The 22,755-nt window shown below is 59.2% G+C and carries 17 protein-coding genes; 8 read left to right on the forward strand and 9 right to left on the reverse strand.

The features are described from left to right. Positions 1–15: 15 nt before the first annotated feature. Positions 16–4,908 carry an alpha-2-macroglobulin gene (locus GHO32_RS20665; protein WP_153442984.1) on the reverse strand — a complete coding sequence of 1,631 codons (4,893 nt, stop codon included), beginning with the start codon at positions 4,906–4,908 and terminating at the stop codon, positions 16–18. 268 nt (positions 4,909–5,176) lie between these two features. On the opposite strand from GHO32_RS20665, the gene GHO32_RS20670 reads away from it, so the two are divergent. Next, positions 5,177–6,505 carry an MATE family efflux transporter gene (locus GHO32_RS20670; RefSeq protein ID WP_153338191.1) on the forward strand — a complete coding sequence of 443 codons (1,329 nt, stop codon included), beginning with the start codon at positions 5,177–5,179 and terminating at the stop codon, positions 6,503–6,505. An 87-nt stretch (positions 6,506–6,592) separates the two neighbouring features. Here GHO32_RS20670 and speA read toward each other — a convergent pair whose 3' ends face one another. From speA to GHO32_RS20690, 4 genes are all read right to left on the reverse strand, one after another. Beyond that, positions 6,593–8,506, reverse strand: a complete 1,914-nt coding sequence (gene speA, locus GHO32_RS20675; RefSeq protein WP_153336580.1) for an arginine decarboxylase — start codon at positions 8,504–8,506, stop codon at positions 6,593–6,595. Between the two features lie 215 nt (positions 8,507–8,721). After that, positions 8,722–9,093, reverse strand: coding sequence for a translation initiation factor Sui1 (locus tag GHO32_RS20680; protein WP_178110145.1), 372 nt, complete (start codon positions 9,091–9,093; stop codon positions 8,722–8,724). A 298-nt stretch (positions 9,094–9,391) separates the two neighbouring features. Beyond that, entirely contained in the window at positions 9,392–9,934 is a 543-nt protein-coding gene (locus GHO32_RS20685) for an NUDIX hydrolase (protein WP_153336581.1), read from the reverse strand. 3 nt (positions 9,935–9,937) lie between these two features. Next, positions 9,938–10,897 carry a DUF2333 family protein gene (locus tag GHO32_RS20690; protein WP_371924551.1) on the reverse strand — a complete coding sequence of 320 codons (960 nt, stop codon included), beginning with the start codon at positions 10,895–10,897 and terminating at the stop codon, positions 9,938–9,940. A gap of 397 nt (positions 10,898–11,294) precedes the next feature. Here GHO32_RS20690 and GHO32_RS20695 point away from each other — a divergent pair, with 397 nt between their 5' ends. From GHO32_RS20695 to accC, 7 genes are all read left to right on the forward strand, one after another. Beyond that, positions 11,295–12,911, forward strand: a complete 1,617-nt coding sequence (locus tag GHO32_RS20695; protein ID WP_153336582.1) for a PleD family two-component system response regulator — start codon at positions 11,295–11,297, stop codon at positions 12,909–12,911. Positions 12,912–14,020: 1,109 nt separating this feature from the next. Continuing rightward, a complete protein-coding gene (locus GHO32_RS27250) occupies positions 14,021–14,980 on the forward strand; it encodes a methyl-accepting chemotaxis protein (RefSeq protein WP_372239832.1) in 960 nt (319 codons plus the stop codon). Between the two features lie 129 nt (positions 14,981–15,109). Continuing rightward, a complete protein-coding gene (locus GHO32_RS20705; protein ID WP_153336583.1) occupies positions 15,110–15,631 on the forward strand; it encodes a hypothetical protein in 522 nt (173 codons plus the stop codon). Between the two features lie 111 nt (positions 15,632–15,742). Continuing rightward, positions 15,743–17,521 carry a protein-disulfide reductase DsbD gene (locus GHO32_RS20710; protein ID WP_153442986.1) on the forward strand — a complete coding sequence of 593 codons (1,779 nt, stop codon included), beginning with the start codon at positions 15,743–15,745 and terminating at the stop codon, positions 17,519–17,521. Positions 17,522–17,651: 130 nt separating this feature from the next. After that, positions 17,652–18,107, forward strand: coding sequence for a type II 3-dehydroquinate dehydratase (aroQ, locus tag GHO32_RS20715; protein WP_003439222.1), 456 nt, complete (start codon positions 17,652–17,654; stop codon positions 18,105–18,107). A 25-nt stretch (positions 18,108–18,132) separates the two neighbouring features. Continuing rightward, positions 18,133–18,594: an acetyl-CoA carboxylase biotin carboxyl carrier protein gene (accB, locus tag GHO32_RS20720; protein ID WP_048366506.1), complete on the forward strand. Its 462-nt coding sequence runs from the start codon at positions 18,133–18,135 to the stop codon at positions 18,592–18,594. A gap of 17 nt (positions 18,595–18,611) precedes the next feature. Next, positions 18,612–19,970: an acetyl-CoA carboxylase biotin carboxylase subunit gene (gene accC / locus GHO32_RS20725; RefSeq protein WP_048390888.1), complete on the forward strand. Its 1,359-nt coding sequence runs from the start codon at positions 18,612–18,614 to the stop codon at positions 19,968–19,970. A gap of 125 nt (positions 19,971–20,095) precedes the next feature. Here accC and GHO32_RS20730 read toward each other — a convergent pair whose 3' ends face one another. Genes GHO32_RS20730 through GHO32_RS20745 form a run of 4 tightly spaced genes read right to left on the reverse strand, consistent with a single transcriptional unit; the run spans position 20,096 to position 22,447 of the window. After that, positions 20,096–20,539, reverse strand: a complete 444-nt coding sequence (locus tag GHO32_RS20730) for a hypothetical protein (protein ID WP_153336531.1) — start codon at positions 20,537–20,539, stop codon at positions 20,096–20,098. Beyond that, positions 20,536–20,979 carry a hypothetical protein gene (locus GHO32_RS20735; RefSeq protein ID WP_371924590.1) on the reverse strand — a complete coding sequence of 148 codons (444 nt, stop codon included), beginning with the start codon at positions 20,977–20,979 and terminating at the stop codon, positions 20,536–20,538. The genes GHO32_RS20730 and GHO32_RS20735 overlap by 4 nt, the downstream gene beginning before the upstream one ends. After that, positions 20,976–21,902 carry a DUF6402 family protein gene (locus GHO32_RS20740; protein WP_153336533.1) on the reverse strand — a complete coding sequence of 309 codons (927 nt, stop codon included), beginning with the start codon at positions 21,900–21,902 and terminating at the stop codon, positions 20,976–20,978. Before GHO32_RS20740 ends, GHO32_RS20735 begins: the two co-directional genes overlap by 4 nt. Before the next feature lie 5 nt (positions 21,903–21,907). Beyond that, complete coding sequence (locus GHO32_RS20745) at positions 21,908–22,447, reverse strand: PAAR domain-containing protein (RefSeq protein WP_153336534.1); 540 nt, start codon at positions 22,445–22,447, stop codon at positions 21,908–21,910. Positions 22,448–22,755 lie beyond the last annotated feature (308 nt).

Here is a 22,755-nt window from a genome sequence, read left to right on the forward strand (position 1 = left end):
CTACAAGGGGTGGGGTTAGCGGGCCTTGATCACCATGTCGCCGGGGGTGTCGCCCACGGCCTGCCAGTTGGGCCGGTACATCGACTCCACTTGCGGCGGCGGTACGCGATAAGTGCCCGGCGTCACGGCACGCGCCAGATACAGCAGGTGCGTGGTGCCATAGCCGTCCAGTTTGACCGCCGCAACGTAACGGTCATCGCGGTATTCCTGATGCTGCACGCTGGCGTATTGCATCGCTTCGCGCCATTGCTTGACCTCGGTGCTGGCATTTTCAAGGCTGGCCGCACTTTGCCCCAGGTTCTGGTTTTCCAGCTCCAGGCCCGCTGGCAACAAATCGACAACCAACGCATCCGGCACCGCCTGCTTGGCCGTGACCGCTACGTGCACCAACACCAGATCGCCGCTCTTAAGGGCCTTAATGTTCAGCGGCTCGCCATTCATGCCCAGGTAATCGCGGCGAATGCTCAGGTTCTCGCCACCCGCTGCCGGGGCGTGCTGTGGATAACCCGAAATCGTCAGCTGTTGGTACACCGCGTCGCTGCCTTCGTTGCGCAACGTCAGCGGCTGCGCCAGCAATGGCCCATCAAGTTTGAGGCCCGACTGCTGGTTATTCAGCTCGCGGGTTTGCTCGCCACTGGTGAGCAGCGCCGACCACTTGGCTTCTGGCTTACTCAACAGATCACGCCCGGCCAGGAACAGCGAGTTACGCTCCTGAGTCGACAACCAACGGCTGGCTGCTAACGAATCTGACAGTTCAAACAGACGCTGCTCACGCTGGCCGCTCATCAGGTTGTTTTCTTCCAGCAGTGCCACGATCAGCGCTTGATCGCGCAGCGGGCTGCCGTAATCGCCCAGCCATTGATTGTCTTTGCGCTTGGCCGCCAACCCGGCCAACAACGCCTGATCGGCACGCGGCTGATCACCCATCTTCTGCAAGGCAATCGACAGTTGCACCAGCGGCAAGCCTGAACGCGCATCGCTGCGGCGCTCGAAAATACTGCGCAATGCGCCCTGCGGCGCCTGCTGGCTGCGGGCCAGAACCAGCGCCGCATAGGCCTGCACGGCAAAGCGGGTGTGGTCGAGGTTGTCGCTGTAGTCGGCTTCGATCAGGTTGCGCTCCTGCACATAACGCAGCAGCCGCTCGTTGGCTTTTTTCAACGCATCGGCCGGTACGGCGTAGCCCTGATCACGGGCGCGCAACAGGAAGTCGGTGATGTAAGCGGTCAGCCAATACTCTTCCTGCCCGTCTGCGCCCCACAGGCCAAAGCTGCCGTTGTAGCGTTGCATGCCCAGCAGGCGCTCGATACCCAGTTCGATTTTGCGGGTGCGCTCGGCGTCCGGCTCACCTTCAAGGCCCAGACGTTTGAGCAACGCCGCGTCAGCGTACAGCGCCGGGTACAGGCCGCTGGTGGTTTGCTCGGAGCAGCCATACGGGTACGCCTTTAGCGCACGAATCTGTTCGCCCAGGTTCAACGGCGGGCGGCTCGACAGGCTCAGCAAGGCTTCGCGCCCGGCCGGTTCAAAAGCCAGCAACTCACCTTCTGGCAGGCTCCACGGCTGATCCTTGAGCACCGCCCGGTAATGCTTGAGCAACGCCGGATACGCCGGGCGCACGCCCAGCGTCCATTCGCGGCTGAACGGCGCCAGGGTTTCACCCGGCAGGTCCAGACCACTCACCGTGACCTTGACCACGCCCGTGCCAAAACCGCCCAGCGCCTTGACCGGGATCTGCAACGTACTGCGCTGGCCAGGGCTCAGCGTGACGTTTTGCGTGGCTTCGCCAAGCAGATTGAGTTGACCATCAGCGTTGAGGGTGACGGTCAGTTTTTGCGGTTTGTCGGTCAGGTTGGACAGGTCCAGCGCCAAGCGGGTCTCGTCACCCCCGGCCAAAAAGCGCGGTGCGGCCAACTCGGCCACCAAGGGTGCAGCGACCACGGTTTTGGCCTGCGCCATGCCGTAGCGATCATCGGTCCAGGCTTGCGCCATCAAGCGCAGTTCGCCGTTGAAGTCCGGAATATTAACGCTGACTTCGCCTTCGCCCTGGGCGTTCAACGTCACCGGTGCACTTTGCAGCGCGACGATGTTCACGCTGGTGGCCGGGCGTTTACCGCCTTTGGCCAGGGCCGCGTCACCGCCGAATGCGAGGCTGGCCAGGCGGCCCTGCCCGGCTTCGATCAATTGCCCGTAAATATCCAGTTGGTCGGCGCCATAGGCCTTACGCCCAAACAGGCTGGCGTACGGATCCGGGGTCGGGTAATCGGTGATATTCAGCACCCCGACATCCACCGCGGCCAGCAATACATGGGCTTGTTGCGGAATGCTGCCGTCGGCGTTTTTAGCCTGAATTTTCACCGTCAGCGGTTGTTTGGGGCGCATTTTTTCAGGCGCATCGAGGGTCAGCGCCAACTTGCGCTGGGTCCGGTCAAGCGGCAGGTGCAACACGCCCACGGCACGTTTTGGGGTGATATTGGTTTTGCGCTCACCGGGGCGAATCACCAGCGCGCTGACATACAAATCGTGGCGCGCCCACGTCGGGTCGAGTTTGATATCGAAGGTTTTGCCTTCGGCCGGCACTTCGATTTCTTCCCACCACAACGGCCCGTCACTGCCTTCGACCAGCAGATAACCTTTGCCCGCAGCAGGCGGCGTGACCGTGACTTTGGCGGTATCGCCATCGCGGTACGCGGCTTTGTCCAGCGCCAGCTTGACCTGGTCCGGGCGCACGGCGCCGCCTTCGGCGTTGTCCTGGGCACGATAACCGGCCCAGAAACGCACGCTGCTGACCAACCCGGTTTGCGGGTCTTCGACCTCGACACGGTATGGGCCCCACTCCACCGGGAAGCTGACCTTGGCGGTTTCTCCGGCCTTAACGCTGACCGTTTCTTCATTGAGGTTCAGAAACTTCTCGTTGTAGTGATAGCTCCAGCCGTCGCTGTCCGAGTAGTTCCAGTAGTAGTCACGCCGCTCGCGCACCAAGCGGACCTTGAGGTTTTCAGCGGCCAGCTTGTTGCCCTGAGTGTCCGCTACCAACAGCTCGAATTCGGCCGGGCCATCGCCATCGGTTTCTGTCCCGTCAAACAACCCGCGAAGCCCCGGCAAGCGCTCCGCTGGCCAGACCGGCTGCACCAGACGCCGGGTGATCGGGCGACCACCGGACTCTTGCAGGCTGGCCTGCACAATCACCTGCAGCGGCGACTTGGCCTCGCTCCACTGGCTATCGATGGAGAGGGTTTCTTTGCCATCTGCGTTGAGCACGCTTTCGTCCAGCTCCAGGTCCTGGGTCAACTCGTTCTCGGTAACAGAGCCAAATTGATAACCCGGCAATGCGCTGACTGCCTCGCGCAGGGGCCGTACGTACACTTGGCCGCTCAAGCGATTGCCCGCTGCCGGGGCGCCATACAGGTAACGACCCGTAACCTGAATCTCAGCGTTTTGCTCAGGACGCAGCGGTGTGTCGCTGCCTTTAAGCTCCAGCGCCATGCGCTCCGGCAGGAAGTCTTCGACCGAGAATTCATACAACTGCGGCTTGCCGTCGCCCAGGTCGAACACCAACTGCCAACGCCCGGTCGGCGCCTCGCCTGCCAGTGCCAGGGAATATTGATAAAAGCCCAAGGGGTCTGGCTCCCAGACAAACTTGCGGCTGACTTGCTCGTCCGGGCGACGCACTTCTACGCTGACCGGCTGCGGCTTGACCGGCTTGCCGTCGCGATCACGCAGCAAAGCATTGAGCAACACGGTTTCGCCGGGGCGGTACAGGTCACGCGGGCCAAACACAAAAAATTGCAGCGGGTGCGCCTGCGGGCCGGCAATGTCGAACTCGGCCAAATCCAGCGCCGCCGTGTTCAAGCGTAGCAAACTGGTCTGGTCGCCCTGACGCGCCAGCAGCACTTCGGCCTTGGGCGGCAAGGCCAGTTCGGCGTGGCCTTGTTTATCGGTTTTGCCTTGGGCGAGCATTTTGCCTTTGCCGTCGAGCAACTCCAGATCCACATTGGCCAAGGCACTGCCGCCTTCCAGCGCCTGGGTGAACACATCCAGACGCTTCTGATAACGGTGTACGGAAAGGCCGATGTCACTGAGGGTGAACAAAGTGGCCGGGGTCGAATAGTTGTAGCTGCCGGACGCGGTCATCACCGCCAGGTACACGCCCGGCTGCTGCAACGGTTTGATCCCCGAAGTGGGCAGAATCAAGGTTTCGCGGGTGTTACGGGCCGGGTTCAGGTCAAAGCGCCCGCCGTAGACCAGATCGGCCATGCTCAACAGGTCTTTGGCTTCATAGCTTTGCAGGCTGCTGTTGCGGCCCCATTGGCTGAGAAAGGCAGGCAGGGATTCGGGTTTGACGCGGAAGAACTCAACGTCGACCTTGTCGACATTCAGCGCGATCACCGGCAACCCTTCGGCCAGACGGGTCGGCAGCAAGTTACCGCGGCTGGCAAAGCCGACGGTGGGTTGCAGGTCACGGGTTTCCAGACGGCTGATGTACACGGCGGCCAGCGTCGCCTCGTTGACGGCACGCAGGCCGGGGTCGACGGTGAGGATCAATTTGCGCTGCGGCTCAAGATGGCGCAGGTGCACTTCCATCAGGTTATCCGACAGCTCCCAGGCACCATCGACCTTGCCGGTCCTGGCATCGACCAGGTGCAGTTTTTCAGCGAAGTTTTGCTTGGGATCCAGCGGCACCGAGAAACTCACCGACAGCGTGCTGGCACCGTCCAGCTGCACTTCAGAGACATCCACCACGTTCAACTCACGCCCGGCAAAGCGCTCGGCCAGCACCTTGGGGTCTTGCACCGGCTTGGCGGCCTGCGTGACGGCGGCAGGTTTGGGCGTCTCGGGCTTGCCGGATGAAGAAGAATCGCAAGCACTGAGCAGCGCCAGCGCGCAAGCCAGAAACAGTCCTTTGTTAAGCATGGTGTACTCATTGTCGTGGCAGTGAAGGGGCGACTATATAACAGCGTGACGCGAACGGCAGACGCGCTGGTCAGATTGACCGGGGAATACGAAATTGGTTCGCGACGCCCACTCTGTGGGAGCGGGCTTGCTCGCGATGCCAACAACTCGATCTGCCTGACGCCCCTCGTCGCCCCAATCGCGGGCAAGCCCGGCTCCCACAAGGTGTGAATCAAAACCCGCCCGAGTAAACATTCGCTCTACAATGCCGGTCCTCAAAGGAGCCTGCATGTCTTTTCTGTTAGCCGACTGGCGCGACCGCCCGACCCATCGCCGGGTGTGGGCGCTGGCTGCGCCGATGATTTTGTCGAATATTTCTGTGCCGCTGGTGGCGCTGGTCGACAGCACGGTGATCGGCCATTTGCCGCACGCACATCAGTTGGGCGCGGTGGCGGTGGGCGCCAGCCTGTATATCTACCTGGCCTGGATGATGGGCTTTCTGCGCATGGGCACCACGGGCTTTGCCGCACAAGCGGCCGGGCGCGGGGATGGCACCGCGTTGCGGCAAATCCTTGTGCAAGGGTTGCTGCTGGGACTGGGGCTTTCGCTGTTTCTGGCGGCCATTGCACTCCCGTTCAGCCGCGTGGCGTTGAGTGTGATGCAGCCTTCGCCCGAGCTGCATGACATGACCCTGGCGTTCTTTCACAACCGGCTGTTTGGCCTACCCGCCTCCTTGGCCAGTTATGCGCTGGTGGGCTGGTTTTTGGGGGCACAAAACGCCCGGGCGCCGCTGGCGATTTTGCTCACCACCAACCTGATGAACATCGCCCTCAACCTGTGGTTTGTTCTCGGCCTGGACTGGGGCGTGGTCGGTTCAGCGCGGGCTTCGGTGATTGCCGAATGGAGCGGCGCCCTGCTCGGCCTGTGGCTCACACGCGGCGCACTGCGGGCGTATCCGGGCAAGATGGCGTGGGCCGCGCTGCGCGTCTGGCAAAACTGGAAACCGCTGCTAGGGGTTAACCGCGATATTTTTATCCGCAGTTTGCTGCTGCAATCGGTGTTTTTCGCCATCACCGTGCAAGGCGCCCGCTTGGGTGACGCCACCGTGGCGGCCAATGCGCTGCTGCTCAATGGTTTGCTGTTGACGGCCCACGCCCTGGACGGCCTGGCCCACGCGGTCGAAGCCTTGTGCGGGCATGCCATCGGCGCCCGTGATCGCACGGCGTTACGCCGGTCGATGGTGGTTGCGTGTGGTTGGTCGTTACTCGCCAGCGCACTGTTTGCGCTGCTGTTTTTGCTGGGCGGGCACTGGTTTGTCGAGATGCAAACCGACATTGCCAGCGTGCGCGAAACCGCCTTCCAGTACTTGCCGTACCTGGCCGTTTTGCCACTGATTGCGGTGTGGAGTTATTTGCTGGACGGGCTGTTTATCGGCGCTACCCGCGCGCGTGAAATGCGCAATGCGATGCTGTTGAGCGTGGCCATTGCCTTCCCCGTTGCCTGGGCCTTGCAGGGCGATGGCAACCACGGGCTGTGGATAAGTTTCTTGCTGTTTATGGTGCTGCGCAGCGGGATTTTGGGGCTGTACGCCACGCGAATCCGCTGGTTTACCCCGTGACATCCCTGTAGGAGCGAGCTTGCCTCGCGATCTTTTAAAGGGTCAAAAGATCGCGAGACGAGCTCGCTCCTACGGGTCAGTTGAGTCTTACGAAGACAAGTAAGACGAACGCGTCAGGCCCAGACGCAAAGCGTCGAGGAACTGGGTGCGCTCTTTGACGCTGATCTTGGCGCTGGCCACTTTGTCGCGGTAGTGAGTCATCAACTCCTCGGGCGACAAGTGCACGTAGCGCAGCATGTCTTCGATGGTGTCGTGGGTCTCGATACCGGCGTGGTACACGCTGCCATCGGCCTTCTGGTAGATGTTCACCGAGTCGGTGTCACCGAACAGGTTGTGCATGTCGCCGAGGATTTCCTGGTAAGCACCCACCAAGAAGATACCCAGCAGGTAGTCTTCACCTTCGTTGAGCGCGTGAACCGGCAGGCTGGTTTCGATGCTCTGCTCGTCGACGTATTGCTTGATCTTGCCGTCGGAGTCGCAGGTCAGGTCTTGCAGCACGGCGCGGCGCAGCGGTTCTTCGTCCAGGCGATGCAGCGGCAGAATCGGCAGGACCTGGCCAATCGCCCAGGTGTCCGGCAGGCTCTGGAACACCGAGAAGTTGCAGATGTATTTGTCGGCCAGCTTGTCGTTGAGTTCGTCGAGCACCTGGCGGTGCGAACGCTGACGCGCTTTCAACGAGTTGTGCAGGCGACGGCACACAGCAAAGTAGCACTGCTCGGCCAAGGCTTTTTCCGACAAGGTGATTTTGCCGTCAGCGTACTGGGCGGCCACGTCGCTCATGTAGTGCGTGGCGCGCCAGTAGGTTTCGGTGACCATTTCAATGTCGGTCGGGCCCAGCAGGTCCACCAGCCACTGCACGGTCTCGGGCAGGCTTTCTTTGTTTTCGATTTCTGGCACGTCGTCGTTGTGCTTCTCAACGTCGGTCACCTGCACCACCAGCATGGCGTGGTGCGCCGTCAGCGAACGGCCGCTTTCAGAGAAGATGTGCGGGTGCGGCAAGCCTTGTGCGTCGCAGAACTCTTTGAGCATGCCGACCACAACACCGGCGTAGTCGTCCATGTCGTAGTTGATCGAGCTGGCGTTACGCGAGTGCGTGCCGTCGTAGTCAACGCCCAGACCGCCGCCCACGTCGATGTGGTCAACCGGCAGGCCGAGGTTGCGCAGTTCGCCGTAGTAACGGATCGCTTCTTTGAAGCCGTGCTGGTAGTCGGCCAGGTTGGCGATCTGCGAACCCATGTGAAAGTGCAGCAGGCGAATGCCTTGATCCAGACCGGCGCCACGGAAACGCTCAACCACCGACAGCAACTGCGCAGCCGACAAGCCGAATTTGGATTTTTCACCGCCGGTGTCAGCCCATTTGCTCGACGCCAGCGACGACAGGCGCACGCGCAAGCCGACCTGTGGCTTGACCTTGAGCGAGGCCGCTTCTTCGATCACCAGGTCCACTTCGGACTCTTTCTCGATCACGATGAACACGTTGTGGCCGAGCTTCTGGCCCATCAAGGCCAGGCGAATGAACTCACGGTCTTTGTAACCGTTGCAGACGATGGTGCCGCCTTTCGGGGCCAGCGCCAGCACGGCCAGCAGCTCTGGCTTGGAGCCGGCTTCAAGGCCAATCGAAACGTTTTGGGTGGCGATGATGTTCTCGATCACAGCTTCTTGCTGGTTCACCTTGATCGGGTACAACGCGGTGTACTGGCTCTGGTATTCCAGGCGCTCGATGTTGGCATCAAAAGCACCGGTCAACTGGCGTACACGGTCCTGCAAAATATCTGGAAAACGCACCAGCAATGGCAAGGACAAGCCACTTTGGCGCAGTTCGTCGACTTGCTCGTACAGATCGATGGGCGAGCTGTTCGGGCCGTTCGGACGGACTTCTACGCGACCGGCTTCATTGATCGCGAAATACCCGGCCCCCCAATGGCGAATCCCGTAAACACTGCGGCTGTCCGCAACTGTCCATTGGCTGCCATCGTCTTTGCGTGTGCGTCGTACGGACATCGAAGTCCCCTATATAAGTCAAGTAGCCAAACCTGTGACCAGGTCGGCGCAGTCTAATGAGTAAAAATGACGATTAGTCTGCTCAGGGTAGACCCTGACAACAGCGCCGAGTTTAGAAACCCGCAATAACAGGCTCTGTGAAAACCATGGCAGCCGCCCTTGCCGAGCCTGATTCAGGCAGCAAGACAACGACGCGGTGGTTTTGACAGAGGCTGCTAGCCGCCGGACTTCTTGGCTTTGAAACCGTGCTTGAGCAGTTCGGCCAGCAACAGCTCAACGTGGTCGCCCTGGATCTCGATGATGCCGTCTTTTAACGCACCGCCTGTGCCACAGCGTTTTTTCAACGTGGTGGCCAGCTCCTTAAGTGCGTCTTCGGCTAACGGTACGCCCGTGATGGTCGTCACCGTCTTGCCGCCGCGGCCTTTGCTTTCGCGGCGCACGCGGGCAATGCCATCACCGGCAGGGATCAGGGTTTGTTTGCAGGTACAGGCGTCTACTGGCTGACGACAGTCTGGACAGTGACGACCTGCGTCGGTGGAAAATACCAGGCCACCCAGGGCGGCGAAGGATGCGGCTTTTTTGGCCACCGGCAATCCTCATATGGAGGACAAAAAATTGGCCGGTGCATGACGCGCTTGCGCCAAGGTGTACCGACCGCGAAGCCCCACTCTGGCAGGGGCAGCGCAACTCAAGCGCAAAAGCACCTGAGCCTGAAAAGGTCGCGCAGTGTAACGACAAAATCGCTGAGGCCCAATAGCCAATTGGCGTAAAAATTGACACTCCCCCTGTAGTCGCTGCCGAAGGCTGCGATAAGAGCCGAAGCACCTTATCGCGCGATCATGAGAAGCGGGCCGCTGCGCAGCCAATCGCAGCCTTCGGCAGCGACTACAAAGAAGACGGTTGCGCCAGATAACGCCTTAGCGCATCCAGCGAATCCGGGCAAAAAGGCTGCTGCTCGCTGAGGCGCAAAGCCTCGGCCACAGGCATGAACAGCGCTTGCTGGACTTCTTCGGGCTGCACTTGCAAAGGGCCATCCCAGACCCCGGAAAACACGCCGCACCACAGGTGGTTTTGCGGGGCCTCAAAGTAGAAGCGTTCGTGGGCCGTCAGCTCAATGCCGCTCACGCCCAATTCTTCGGCCAATTCACGGGCGGCCGACTCTTCGTAGGTCTCGTTCGCGCCGACCATACCGCCCGCCGCCACGTCCCAAAAGCCCGGATACAGCGCCTTGCTGAGGGTGCGTTGATGCACACATAGCTCGCCCGCCGAATTGAACAACAGGATGAACGTGCCACGCCCGATCAGGCTGCGCTCGCGCAATTCATACCGGGGCAAAGCGCCCAGCACCCGGTCGTCGCGGTCCACCCAGACCACCTGTTCGACATCAGAGGCCGCACGGTGCGCGGCCTCTAAAGTGGAGATGACCATCCCTTAGCCCTGCGACAGCAATTGACGAAGGTCCATGACCGCCGCGTTCGCCCGCGAGATGTAGTTGGCCATGACCAGCGAGTGGTTAGCCAGAATACCGAAGCCGCTGCCATTGAGAATCATCGGGCTCCAGACCGGCTCTTGAGCGGCCTCCAGCTCACGAATGATCTGGCGCACGCTGACCGTGGCGTTCTTTTTAGCCAGTACATCGGCGAAATCAACTTCGATGGCGCGCAGCAGGTGGGACAAGGCCCAGGCCTGACCACGGGCTTCGTAGAACACGTTGTCGATTTGCAGCCATGGGGTTTCAACGATTTCTTCGTCCACCACAGGCACCTGGCCCGGCAGCAGGCTTTCGGTTTTCAGCGTGGTGTTCAGTTTGACCCGACCAACACTGGCCGACAGGCGCTGCGACAGCGAACCCAGGCGCGTTCCCACATCACCCAACCAGTTGTTGAGGTTGTCGGCACGGGCATAGAACAAGGCGTTTTTCTGATCCGGGTCAGACAAGCGCGCCTGATAACGGCTCAGGGAGTTGATGCCTTCCTGGTACTCCGACTCACTGGAAGGCAGCATCCAGCTCTTGTTGTCGAAGTTGAAACGAGGCTCGGCCTTGGCCAGATCGGCGTCTTCGGCAGACTGCGATTGCGAACGGGCGAAGTCTTTACGCAGGGCACGGGTCAGGTCACGCACCTGCACCAGCACGCCGTATTCCCAGCTCGGGATGTTGTCCAGCAAGACACCCGGCGGGAAGCGGTCGTTGGACAAGTAGCCGCCCGGCTTGTTAAGCAAGGTCCCGGCCACGGTTTTCAGGGTTTCTACGGTGGTGAAGCCCGGAACCATTTTCTGGCCGCTTTTTTCAGCCGCCAACTGTGCATTTTGCTGCACCGGGAACAGGTCAGGTTCGCGGCTCCAGTACCAGCCGAGGCCCAGGCACACCACCACATAAATGCCGACCAGCATGGCAATCGAGCGGCTCAGCAGAATACTTTTGAAATAGCCACGCGGCTTTGCTTGGGTATCCTTGACCGACTCGCGGGCGCTGTCGCCCTCTCGTTTTTTCCAGTCCAGCATGGCTATGTCCTTTCAGATGCTTGATTCAACAGTTCGACCACAACCCTACCTCATCGTGCCTTGTTGCACGATTTTTAATCACGGCTAGGCTAAGTGCCGAAACCGCAAGGCCAGACCGGCCCGGCACTATAAAACATGCGTGCAGCCACGCCTACGCAAGGGCGGCCAATGGCTAATATCGGTGTGGGCGAGTTAATTTCAAGGTAAGACCGGTTCAAGCCAACACTAGGTGCTAGCATAGAGCCATTACTCGACCCCAGCATGCCCCTTACCCAGCAGCCAGGATATGACCGAGCAAGAAGACCTCAGCCACGAACGCCTGAAGCACCACTTCGCCCAGCGCGTTACGCACCAGGCCCGTCAGATTCTTGAAATTTGGCAGCGCATGCAGACTCAGGAATGGTCACCCGCAGGCCTCGCTGAGTTCAGCGAAGCCAACCTGCGCCTGTTGCGCTTTGCCGAGCGCTTCGACCAGCCCGAGCACCGCGAACTGTCACAGGCCACCGACGCGGTGCTGCAACAGGTGGCCGACAATCGCGGCCGACTGAGCAGCCCGCTGATCACCGAACTCAACCGGCTGATGCAACGCTTGTCGCGCACCGGCCTGCGCCACGGCGATCAACTCGGGCACACCGCCCTGCCGCCGCTGCGCAAACCGATCTACATCCTCCTGCAAGACCATGAACGCGCTCAGCGCCTGAGCACGCAACTTGAGTTTTTTGAACTCAGTGCCATGGCCTTTGACAGCCCCGGCGCCTTTCGTCAGGCCATGGTTGAGCGCCACCCGGCAGTCATTGTAATGGAGGCGGATTTCGCGGGCCCCAACCAGGGCCTGGCGCTGGCCGAAGAGGTCCAGGTCGGGCTTGAACAAAAGCTGCCGCTGTTATTTTTCAGCCAGCATGAAACCGACACCCCCACCCGCCTGGCCGCCGTGCGCGCCGGTGGGCAAGCGTTTTTGACCGGCACCCTCGAAGTCTCCAGCCTGATGGAGAAGATCGAGGTGCTGACCTGCGTGGCGCAGTACGAACCGTATAAAGTGCTGATCATCGACGACTCGCGGGCGCAGGCGTTGCACACCGAACGCCTGCTCAACAGCGCCGGGATCATCACCCGCACGCTGACCGAGCCGATTCAAACCATGGCCGAGCTGGCGGACTTTCAGCCCGACCTGATCATCCTCGACATGTACATGCCGACCTGCACCGGCACCGAGCTGGCCAAAGTCATTCGCCACAATGATCGCTACGTCAGCGTGCCGATCATTTACCTGTCGGCCGAAGACGACATGGACAAACAGCTCGATGCGATGAGCGAGGGCGGTGATGATTTTTTGACCAAGCCCATCCAGCCACGCCACCTCATCACCACCGTGCGCAACCGAGCCGCCCGGGCCCGGCATTTAAAAGCGCGCATGGTTCGCGACAGCCTGACCGGGCTGTTTAACCACACGCACATCCTGCAACTGCTCGAAGATTGCACCTTCCGCGCCCGCCGTGAAAATCGGCCTTTGAGCTTTGCGATGCTCGACCTTGACCATTTCAAACGGGTCAACGACTGCTACGGCCACCCCATGGGCGACCGCGTCATCAAGAGCCTCGCGCTGTACCTCAAGCAGCGCCTGCGCAAGACCGACTTTATTGGCCGCTATGGCGGTGAAGAGTTTGCGATTGTCATGCCCGACACCGATCAAGAGTCGGCCTACAACGTGCTCAACCTGATTCGCCAGCGCTTCTGCGAAATCCATTACCCGGCGCAGCCCAACGATCTGTGGTGCTCATTCAGTGCAGGGGTGGTGCAACTGCACGGCGAGTCCGACAGCCTGAAAATGGCGTCACAGGCCGATGAGGCGCTGTACTTCGCAAAGAACAATGGGCGCAATCAGGTGCAACGCTTCACCCGATAAAGGCTAATCGCCACTATTTGTGCCGAGCCAGGCCGGCTCGTCATATCGCTGTAACTTAAATGCAATAACTTCAGCCGCTTCTCACTGCGTAGTAGGCAGAATCTCTTATGCGTCTGAAGCTGCTAACCAACCTCAACACCCTGTTGCTGGTCGCCGTGTGCCTCGCGCTGGGCGCTACTTTATGGTGGTCGCAACAGGCGCTGGAGCGCCCGTACCTGTTGATGGAGCGCTATTTGAGCCTGTCGCAGCATTTTCAAAACCAGGTCGCCCGCAACATCGAAGACTACTTGGCCAGTGGCGATGCGGTGCGTTTGAGCGAAGCCAACAGCGCCCTGGAGACACTCCAAAGTCAGCTTGCCCCGCTGCCACCGGCGCTGGCCGAGACCGTGCGCCCCAGCCTTGAGAACCTCAATAGCTTCAGCAATACCGAGTTGCTGGCAGCGGGCAAACTGGCCGGCGACCCACAAGCCTTGTTGCTGCAAGCCGAGCGCGAACTGGCCGCCAACCTCGAACAACTCAGCCAATACGCCAGCGAAGCCAATACCCCAGAAGCGCCGCACTATTTACCGCCGCTGATGACCGCCGCGCTGCACTTGGCCAAGCTGTCGTTGAACCGCGACAAACTGGTCAGCAGCGGGCGCAGTGAGTTGGCCGGTGATGTAGAACGCGAACTGGCCAGCATCCAGGCCCAGGCGCAGCAAATCGACGCCTTGCCCCTGCTTGGCGTGAGCAGCAAAAGCACTTCGGGCAATGACGATTTCGCCGCAATGATGGGCCTCGAAGCCAACCAGAGCACCCAGACCGAAGATGCCGGGGTCAACCTCAAGCGTGAGCTGAACAACCTCCTGAGCCGCTACCCGGCCGAGCTTAAACGCACCCAGACGCAGATCGAACAACGCACCCAGTTGAGCACCACCACGCACCGCAAACTCGACGCGGTGCAACACGCCATCGCCGAACTGGAGCCGGTGGTCCGCGCCCAGCACGGGCAGATTCAAGACGAAGTGCGGCTCATGCAAGGCCTGATGATTGGCCTGATCCTGCTGATTGCGCTGTTGATCGACACCCTGCAACGCAAGCTGGCACGGGTGCTGACCTATCTGGCGCCAATGCTCTCGACGTGGGCCGAAGGCGACTTCAGCCGCGACATTCAATTGGGCAAAACCAACCGCGAACTGCATGACATCGAGGCTTCACTGAATCGCCTGCGGGCTTATCTGGTGAACCTGGTGGGCACCATCCGCCTGAACGCCGAGCAAGTCGCGGGCAGTAGCCAGACCTTGGCGCAACTGAGCACCGATTTGCACGGCGGTGCCGAGCGTCAGGCCGGTGACACCGCGCAAATTCGCGACGCCCTGGGTGAGCTGGAGGCGACCATTTCCCAAGTGGCCGGCGATGCCAGCCAGGCCGCCGACGCCAGCCGCAGTGCAGGCGCCGCCGTGGCGCAAGGACAGTTGGTGATCGGGCAAAGCCTCACCGGGCTTCATGCGCTGGTGGGCGAAGTGCAAGGCAACGCGCAGACAGTCGAGCGCCTGGCCGAAGAGTCAGCCACCATTGGCGGCGTTCTTACAGTGATTCGCTCCATCGCTGACCAGACCAACCTGCTGGCACTCAACGCCGCCATTGAAGCCGCCCGTGCGGGCGAGATGGGCCGTGGCTTTGCTGTAGTCGCCGAAGAAGTCCGCTCCCTGGCACAACGCACCGCAGGCGCGACCAACGAAATCCAGAACCTGATTGCCGGGCTGCAACTGGCCGCACGCCAATCGGTTGAAGGCATGCGCGCGCAAGTGGAGCATGCCAAAGCCACCGCACAACAGGCCCAGGACGCCGATGGCGCGCTGGATGAAATTGTCGGCGCCATTACCACCATTTCCGACACGGCAGTGCGTATCGCCGACGTCACTGCGCAACAAAGCGGCGCTGTGAGTGAGATCCGCGATCACAGTGAGCGCATTCATTTATTGGGCGACGACAACTTGCAACGCATCGGTATTGCCCGTAATCAAAGCCAGCAACTGTTGCAACTTGGGGGCGAACTTAATACCGCAGTACAAGCCTTTCGGGTATGAATCAACCCTGAAGACGGTGTACCTGTTACTTCTGACAGTATCTATTGCTGTCAGGAGTGATATTAAATTGATGGTGTATTAGGCAGCGCTTTAACAGGCTATTTCCTGTACGACATCAACAGGTGCGCCATGAGACAAACCATTCTTCTAGTGTTTGCTCTGTATTTGCCGCTCAGTGAAAGCGCAACGCTGCACATTGAAAACCAGTCGCGTTATATAGCCGTCATTATTGACTACCCCGCCGGCTACCCCTGCGCGCCGGACCGCCAGAACGTGCGGCCGTGCCTGATTCTGCCGCTTGCGGCCACCTCGTATGAACTGCCTGAAGCTGAAGCCTTGAGCGCTGTACTGCGTTTTATTTCACTGCCGGCTACTTCTAACGTGGCGCTCGGTGATTTAAAAAAACATGTCTTTAAAAGTACCGGTGACTTCACCTATCAGCCGTTGGGGGCGTTGAAGTATGAACAAGTGAAATGTGAAATACCGATGGAAGAAGGCATCAGCATTACCATCATTTTGGTTGGTGTCATGGATAAAGCCTGTGAAAAAGGCACCGATCGACGTCTTTCATGGGTCTATAAACGCAATGACGTTGACTTGAAATTCATCATCAAAGACCTCCCGGCCAAACCCCACCCCCGCCCCCTGTAGGAGCGAGCTTGCCTCGCGATCTTTTGATCTTGATGATCAAAAAGTCGCCACCTTCACGATTCGCCAGCTCACTCCGTTATCATGCCCGCACGTTTTATCAGCGAGATTTTTATGCGCCGCCTGCTCTTTGTTCTTTGCCTGCTGTTTAGCCTGCCGGTCATGGCCACGGGCCTGCTGGACTCGCGCCCCAGCGCAACCTTGGGGGCGATCAATAACAGTGCTGATTTTTTGCCGGTGCGCGAAGCCTTCAAGCTGAACCTGATCGACAGCAACCCCGAGACGATCAAACTGCGCTTTGTGCCGACCGAAGGGTATTACCTCTACCGCCATCGCTTTGCCTTCAAGACCGAACCGGCTGACATCGCGCTGGGCACACCGCAATTGCCCGCAGGCGAGCAAAAACACGATGAGTACTTTGGCGACGTGGAGGTCTATCACGGCATTCTCGATGTCGATATCCCGCGCCCGGCCAACGATCAACGCCCGTTTACCCTGGTGGTCAGCTACCAGGGCTGCGCCGACAAGGGGTTGTGCTACCCGCCTGAAACCGAACGCCTTAGCATTGAGGGCACACCGGGGCCAACGGCCACTGAAAGCACGAATGCGCCCGCAACGTCCTGGAACTGGCGCGATCTGGCGCTGTTTTTCCTGGCCGGGTTGGGCCTGACCTTTACCCCTTGCGTGCTGCCCATGCTGCCGATTCTGTCTGGCGTGGTGTTGCGCGGCCAGGTCGGCGGGCTGCGTGGCTTTAGTCTGTCGCTGGCTTATGTGCTGCCGATGGCGGCCTGTTTTGCACTGTTGGGCGCATTGATGGGGATGTTCGGCGCACAACTGAATTTGCAGGCCCGCCTGCAATCGGTGTGGGTGCTGGTGTCCTTTGCGCTGTTCTTCGGGGTTTTTGCCCTGGCGATGTTTGGGGTGTTCGAACTCAAGTTGCCGCAGGCCCTCAGCAACCGCCTGGACCGCGTCGCCAATCGCACCCAGGGCGGTTCGCTGTGGGGCGCAGCGGTGCTGGGCGTGGTCTCCAGCCTGCTGGTATCGCCGTGCGTCTCGGCCCCGCTGGCCGGGGCCTTGCTGTATATCAGCGCCAGCGGCGATGCGCTGGGCGGCGGCTTGAAGCTGTTCGCCCTCGGCCTGGGCATGGGCGCCCCCCTATTGTTAGTGGCCACTGGCGGCGCGGCCTGGCTGCCGAAAAGCGGGCCGTGGCTGGTCACAGTGAAAAACGCCATCGGCGTGCTGCTGCTGGGTCTGGCGATCGGCTTGCTTAGCCGGGTACTGCCCGGCCCGCTGACGTTACTGTTGATTGGTGCGCTGGCGGCCGGAGTGAGTCTGTTTCTCGGCACCCTCGAGTTCATCTATAAAGCCCCGCGCCAACGTTTGGCGCAACTGCTCGGGCTGTTTCTGCTGGTGTATGCGCTGGCCTGCTGGTTCGGCGCATTAAGCGGTCACAGTGATCCGTTCAACCCTCTGGGCCCTGCAACCACGAGCAACGCCAGCATCACCGGCGCACCGCAAGCCGCGGGAGACTGGCAAACCATCAGCACCAAAGCTCAGCTCGACAGCGTACTGGCCGAGGCCAAGGCGGCTGGCCAGCCGCTGTTGCTGGACTGGTATGCCGACTGGTGCATCAGTTGCAAAGTGCTTGAGCATGAAGTGCTGAACAACCCGCGTGTGCTGGACCTGCTCAAGGGTTACCGGCTGGTGCGCTTCGACATGACCGCCAGCAATGCCGAGCAGCGTGCCCTGCTCGATCACTACCAATTGTTCGGCCCACCGGCGCTGATGTTCTTCGGCAAAAATGGCCAGGAAAAAAGTGACCAACGGGTCATTGGTGAGATCAATGCAGCGGACTTCGCCGAACGTGTCGCGAACGCGAATGACCAGATCTAGAGCCTTGGTCACAAACTTTTCGCGAACATCGGTCATCGTGCTGGCTTTTGTACACAACTGGACACTGATTCAGCTTTTCGGCATAGTCGCCCGGCACTGATCACTGCGCACACATTACAAGGAACAGCAGATGGCGACTTTTCTGGTTCTGCACGGCCCCAACCTGAACCTGCTAGGCACCCGCGAACCGGGCGTTTACGGCGCGACTACCCTGGCGCAAATCAATCAGGATCTGGAGCAGCGGGCCCGCGACGCCGGTCACCATTTGCTCTACCTGCAAAGTAATGCCGAGTATGAATTGATCGACCGGATTCATGCGGCTCGCGATGAAGGGGTGGATTTCATCTTGATCAATCCGGCTGCTTTTACCCACACCAGCGTGGCATTACGTGACGCGCTGCTGGCGGTGAGCATCCCATTCATCGAAGTGCATTTGTCTAACGTGCACAAACGCGAACCTTTCCGCCATCACTCCTACTTCTCCGACGTTGCGGTAGGTGTGATCTGCGGCCTTGGCGCCAGCGGTTATCGACTGGCCTTGGAGGCCGCCCTGGAACAGCTTGAACTACAAGCTAAACGCCCCTGACCAACCTATTGGGAGTTGACGATTCATGGATATCCGTAAAGTCAAGAAACTGATCGAACTGCTGGAAGAGTCCGGCATCGACGAGCTGGAAATTAAAGAAGGCGAAGAGTCCGTACGCATCAGCCGCCACAGCAAGACCCCAGCTCAACAGTTCTACGCACCAGCACCAATGCAACAAGCTCCGGCTGCTGCGCCAGTGGCTGTTGCGCCGGTTGCCACCGTGACTGAAGCACCTGCTGCTCCAAAACTGAACGGATTTGTGGTCAAGTCGCCAATGGTCGGCACTTTCTACCGCACGCCAGCGCCAACGTCGCCAGCCTTCGTAGAAGTGGGCCAGAGCGTTAAAGTCGGCGACACCATTTGCATCGTTGAAGCGATGAAAATGATGAACCACATCACCGCTGAAAAAGCCGGTGTCATTGAATCCATCCTGGTAGAAAACGGTCAGCCGGTTGAGTTCGACCAACCGCTGTTCACCATCGTTTGAACCACGGGGAGCCAACGATGTTGAAGCCTCAGAAGCTGGAAAAAGTCCTGATCGCCAACCGCGGCGAGATCGCCTTGCGCATCCTGCGGGCGTGCAAGGAACTGGGCATCAAGACCGTCGCGGTGTACTCCACTGCCGACAAGGAACTGATGCACCTGGGTCTGGCAGACGAAACCGTCTGCATTGGTCCGGCACCAGCCAACCTGTCTTATCTGCACATCCCGGCGATCATCGCGGCAGCCGAAGTGACGGGCGCCACGGCGATTCACCCGGGCTACGGCTTCTTGGCTGAAAACGCCGATTTCGCCGAACAAGTCGAGAAATCCGGTTTTGCCTTCATCGGCCCGAAAGCAGACACCATTCGCCTGATGGGCGACAAGGTATCGGCCAAGCACGCCATGATCGCGGCGGGCGTACCGACTGTTCCAGGCTCTGACGGCCCGCTGCCGGAAGACCCTGAAACCGCACTGCGCATTGGCCGTGAAGTCGGCTACCCGGTGATCATCAAAGCCGCTGGCGGCGGTGGTGGTCGTGGCATGCGCGTTGTGCACCGTGAAGAAGACCTGATCGAAGCCGCCAAGCAGACCCGCGAAGAAGCCGGCGCCTGGTTCAGCAACCCGATGGTTTACCTGGAAAAATACCTGACCAACCCACGTCACGTGGAAGTCCAGGTTATTTCCGACGGCCAGGGTAACGCGATCCACCTGGGCGACCGCGATTGCTCGCTGCAACGTCGTCACCAGAAGGTTCTGGAAGAAGCGCCAGCACCGGGCATTGACGAGAAGGCTCGCCAGGAAGTTCTGGCACGCTGCGTTCAGGCATGCGTTGACATCAACTACCGTGGTGCGGGTACTTTCGAGTTCCTGTACGAAAATGGTCGCTTCTACTTCATCGAAATGAACACTCGTGTACAAGTAGAGCACCCGGTCTCCGAAATGGTCACCGGCATCGACATCGTTAAAGAGATGTTGAGCATTGCGGCAGGCAACAAGCTGTCCTTCACCCAGGCTGACGTGAACATTCACGGTCACTCGCTGGAATGCCGGATCAACGCTGAAGACCCGGCAACGTTCATGCCGAGCCCAGGCATGGTCAAGCACTTCCATGCACCGGGCGGCAACGGCGTTCGCGTCGATTCGCACCTGTACAGCGGCTACAAGGTTCCGGCCAACTACGACTCCCTGATCGGCAAGCTGATCACTTGGGGGGCGACGCGTGACGAAGCCATGGCTCGCATGCGTAACGCGCTGGACGAAATCGTGGTCGACGGGATCAAAACCAACATCCCGCTGCACCGCGACCTGGTGAATGACGAAGGCTTCTGCGAAGGCGGCGTCAATATTCACTACCTGGAACACAAACTGGCTAACAAGTAAGTTTGTATCCTGCTCAACAAAGCCGCTTTCGAGCGGCTTTGTTGTGTCTGGGGTGCCAGTTTTTTGGGCGCCCGGCTACAAAATTGATTCAGGCCGCGTAGAAACGATAGGTGGCGTCATGGCTGTCATGGCTTGCGCCTGGCTTTACCGGGGTTATCGCCTGTGCAATCAGGGAGGTTGGAGGCGATGATGATCATACCGGCCATCACATAGCCAGAACCCTCACCCCAACTAAGCCCGCCTCCCGCTGACTCCAGATCATAGATGTCGGTTTCTGAAATCAACTCGCCACTGCGATTATCGAAAAGACGATAAAAACCTGGATAACCCCACCATGGAAACCACTCAGGGGAATTAACGCCATTAACGTCAGGCTCACGATGAAAGATATTTGGAAGAACCCAATAGGGCTTGAAACTCTGGACTCGATAACAGCCATCGGGGCTGACGCTATCGGTAGCCAGTCGCGTAGCCCATCCTCTTTCCCACCAGTTCGAAGCGGTCCATAACCCGCCCGCAATGGTGATATAGGCTACGAAAAAGGCGATGCGTCGCGATTTGGGCTTCATTGTTCGCGCCTCACTTTGCCGGGGATATCGCCTATGCAGTCGGGAAGGTTGGGCCCGATACGAATCATGCCGGACCTCACTTGACCTGAACCACCTCCCCAACTCACCTTCTCAACGATCGAATCCCAGTCATGAACCTTGGTTTCTGAGATCAATTCTTCAGTGCGATGATCGTACAGGCGAAAAAAACCTGGATATCCCCACCACGGAAACCACTCTGGTGAGTGGACTTCATTAGGATCCGGTCGCCTATGAAAAATATTGGGTAGCACCCAAAAAGGTTTGAAACTCTCAACCCGATAACAGCCGCCGGGGCTTACTTCAGGATCACCCAAACGCTCCGCCAAGCCTTTCTCCCACCACTGCGAAGCCTCCCATATCACTCCGGCAATACAGATAAAAACCATGAAAAAGGCTATCCGTCGTGGGGGTGGCTTCACACCCATTCCCCTAGATCAATGACTTGCCCAGATTTTCTCCAGAGTACGTCTGAATAAATTACGAAGTCGCCGCCTTTGCCTGTTTTGTCACGATAGTCGCGAAAATCACCATTGGTGACTGCAGCAAAAGGACCTTCCTTTAGACGCAATACAACTTGACCATGAAGGCTCAAGGTAAAAGCGGTCTCTGCCTTGGTCAGCACACGATCTTCGCTCCAGGTGCCCAGATATTGCAGACCATTGAAGTCGTAATTATCGCGAATATAGAAGCCAACTTTTTCCACATGAAATAGATAATGGCGCTGTTTGGTTACCGGGTTTATCTCCGTAAAGGCTTCACCGACTACGCCAACTTTTAAAATCGCTTTACCTAAAGCACCGTACATGTCATCGAGCGAATTCCATACTTCTCCAAATTTAACGAAATTAATTTGAGAAAAAGCATCCATTTGGAGGGCTGACATTGAGTACGATCCCAGCGCCTTAGTCCCTTCACCATTCCAACCAGCGCTCTTAAGCAGCTTTTGTAGTCTTATGAGCGCATTTGGAGTCGTAAGCAAAGACTCTGCAACTTCCACAGCCTCACGACAGCGCTCAAACCCCATTGCCCACTCCATCGTCACGATGCTCTGATCGCACTCAGCGGGTTTCAGGCTTAGCGGGTTTGGTAGAGTACTTGAATCTTTCCACGACTCCGGCATCGCCCACGCCGGGCTGTCAAACCAGCGCTGCATCAAGGCCGCTGCCGTGTGCCAGCCCATCGAGCGCATGGCGCCCGGCAAGCGGCTCAGGGCAAGGCTCTGGACGATCACTTTTTTGGCCGGTGTATCGGTGGGGCTGTAGGTGTGCGAGTTGGCCTGCGGCAGTTGATACAAGGCGTCCGGGCCTGCGGCGTTGGTGCGCTGAAAATCATTCAAGGACATGCTGCTTACTCCATAACCGGTGACGGGGCGTTGATGGCGATACCCAATTGTTCAGGACCGTCGCTGGAGCACGAGCAGGTATGGCCTTGCGCATCGAGTGTACCGTAACCCATACAGTGATCGTTTTGCAGCACGGCATACCCTAGTTGCACCAGGGGCAAGCCACGTTGATTGAGCAACTGAAAACGCTCGTCGCACGTTGTGCTGAGGGTGGCGGGCATGGGCTGCGGCGCGGCGAACAAGCCGCCCTTAAATGCCGGGGCTGAATCGCTGACATAAGAATGCACCGTCACAGAGGCAATCAGTTCAGCCTGGCAGGGGCAACCGCTGCGGCTGTCCAGCGTGCCAGCCACCCGCCGGCCATTGCTGATAAAACCATCCACACCGCCACAGATCGGATAGGCCTTACCGTCCTGCCCGCAGCTGACCAAGTGGCCTTCAAGGGCATGCTGTATGCCATTCCAAGTAATGCCAGGGTCTGACTCCAGCACCTTGCCACCGCAGGTCGTTTTGTCGTCCAGACCAATAAAATAGCCCCGGGCCATAAGCCTTTCCTTTTGCATAGCCCCTAAAGGGAGCATGGCTGAGAACCATGAAGCCCAGTCATAGAATGAATGAACCTCACACACAGTAATCAGGAAGAGAGTGCCCAGATTGGTGCTCACGGTATGTAGGACGCTTCCATAAACGCCATCATCCCAATATCAAATACCTGCACGAATGCCCCTAGGACGCCCTTGCACCGCAGAAATCTTGTAGTCGCTGCCGAAGGATGAGGCTGCGATGGATTGCCAAGTGGCCCGCTTCGCAGCCTCGTGCCTCGTCAGCGACTACAAGCTGCGCCTTATCAGGG

The organism is Pseudomonas sp. FSL R10-2189 (assembly GCF_009600325.1).
Taxonomy (GTDB): domain Bacteria; phylum Pseudomonadota; class Gammaproteobacteria; order Pseudomonadales; family Pseudomonadaceae; genus Aquipseudomonas; species Aquipseudomonas helleri.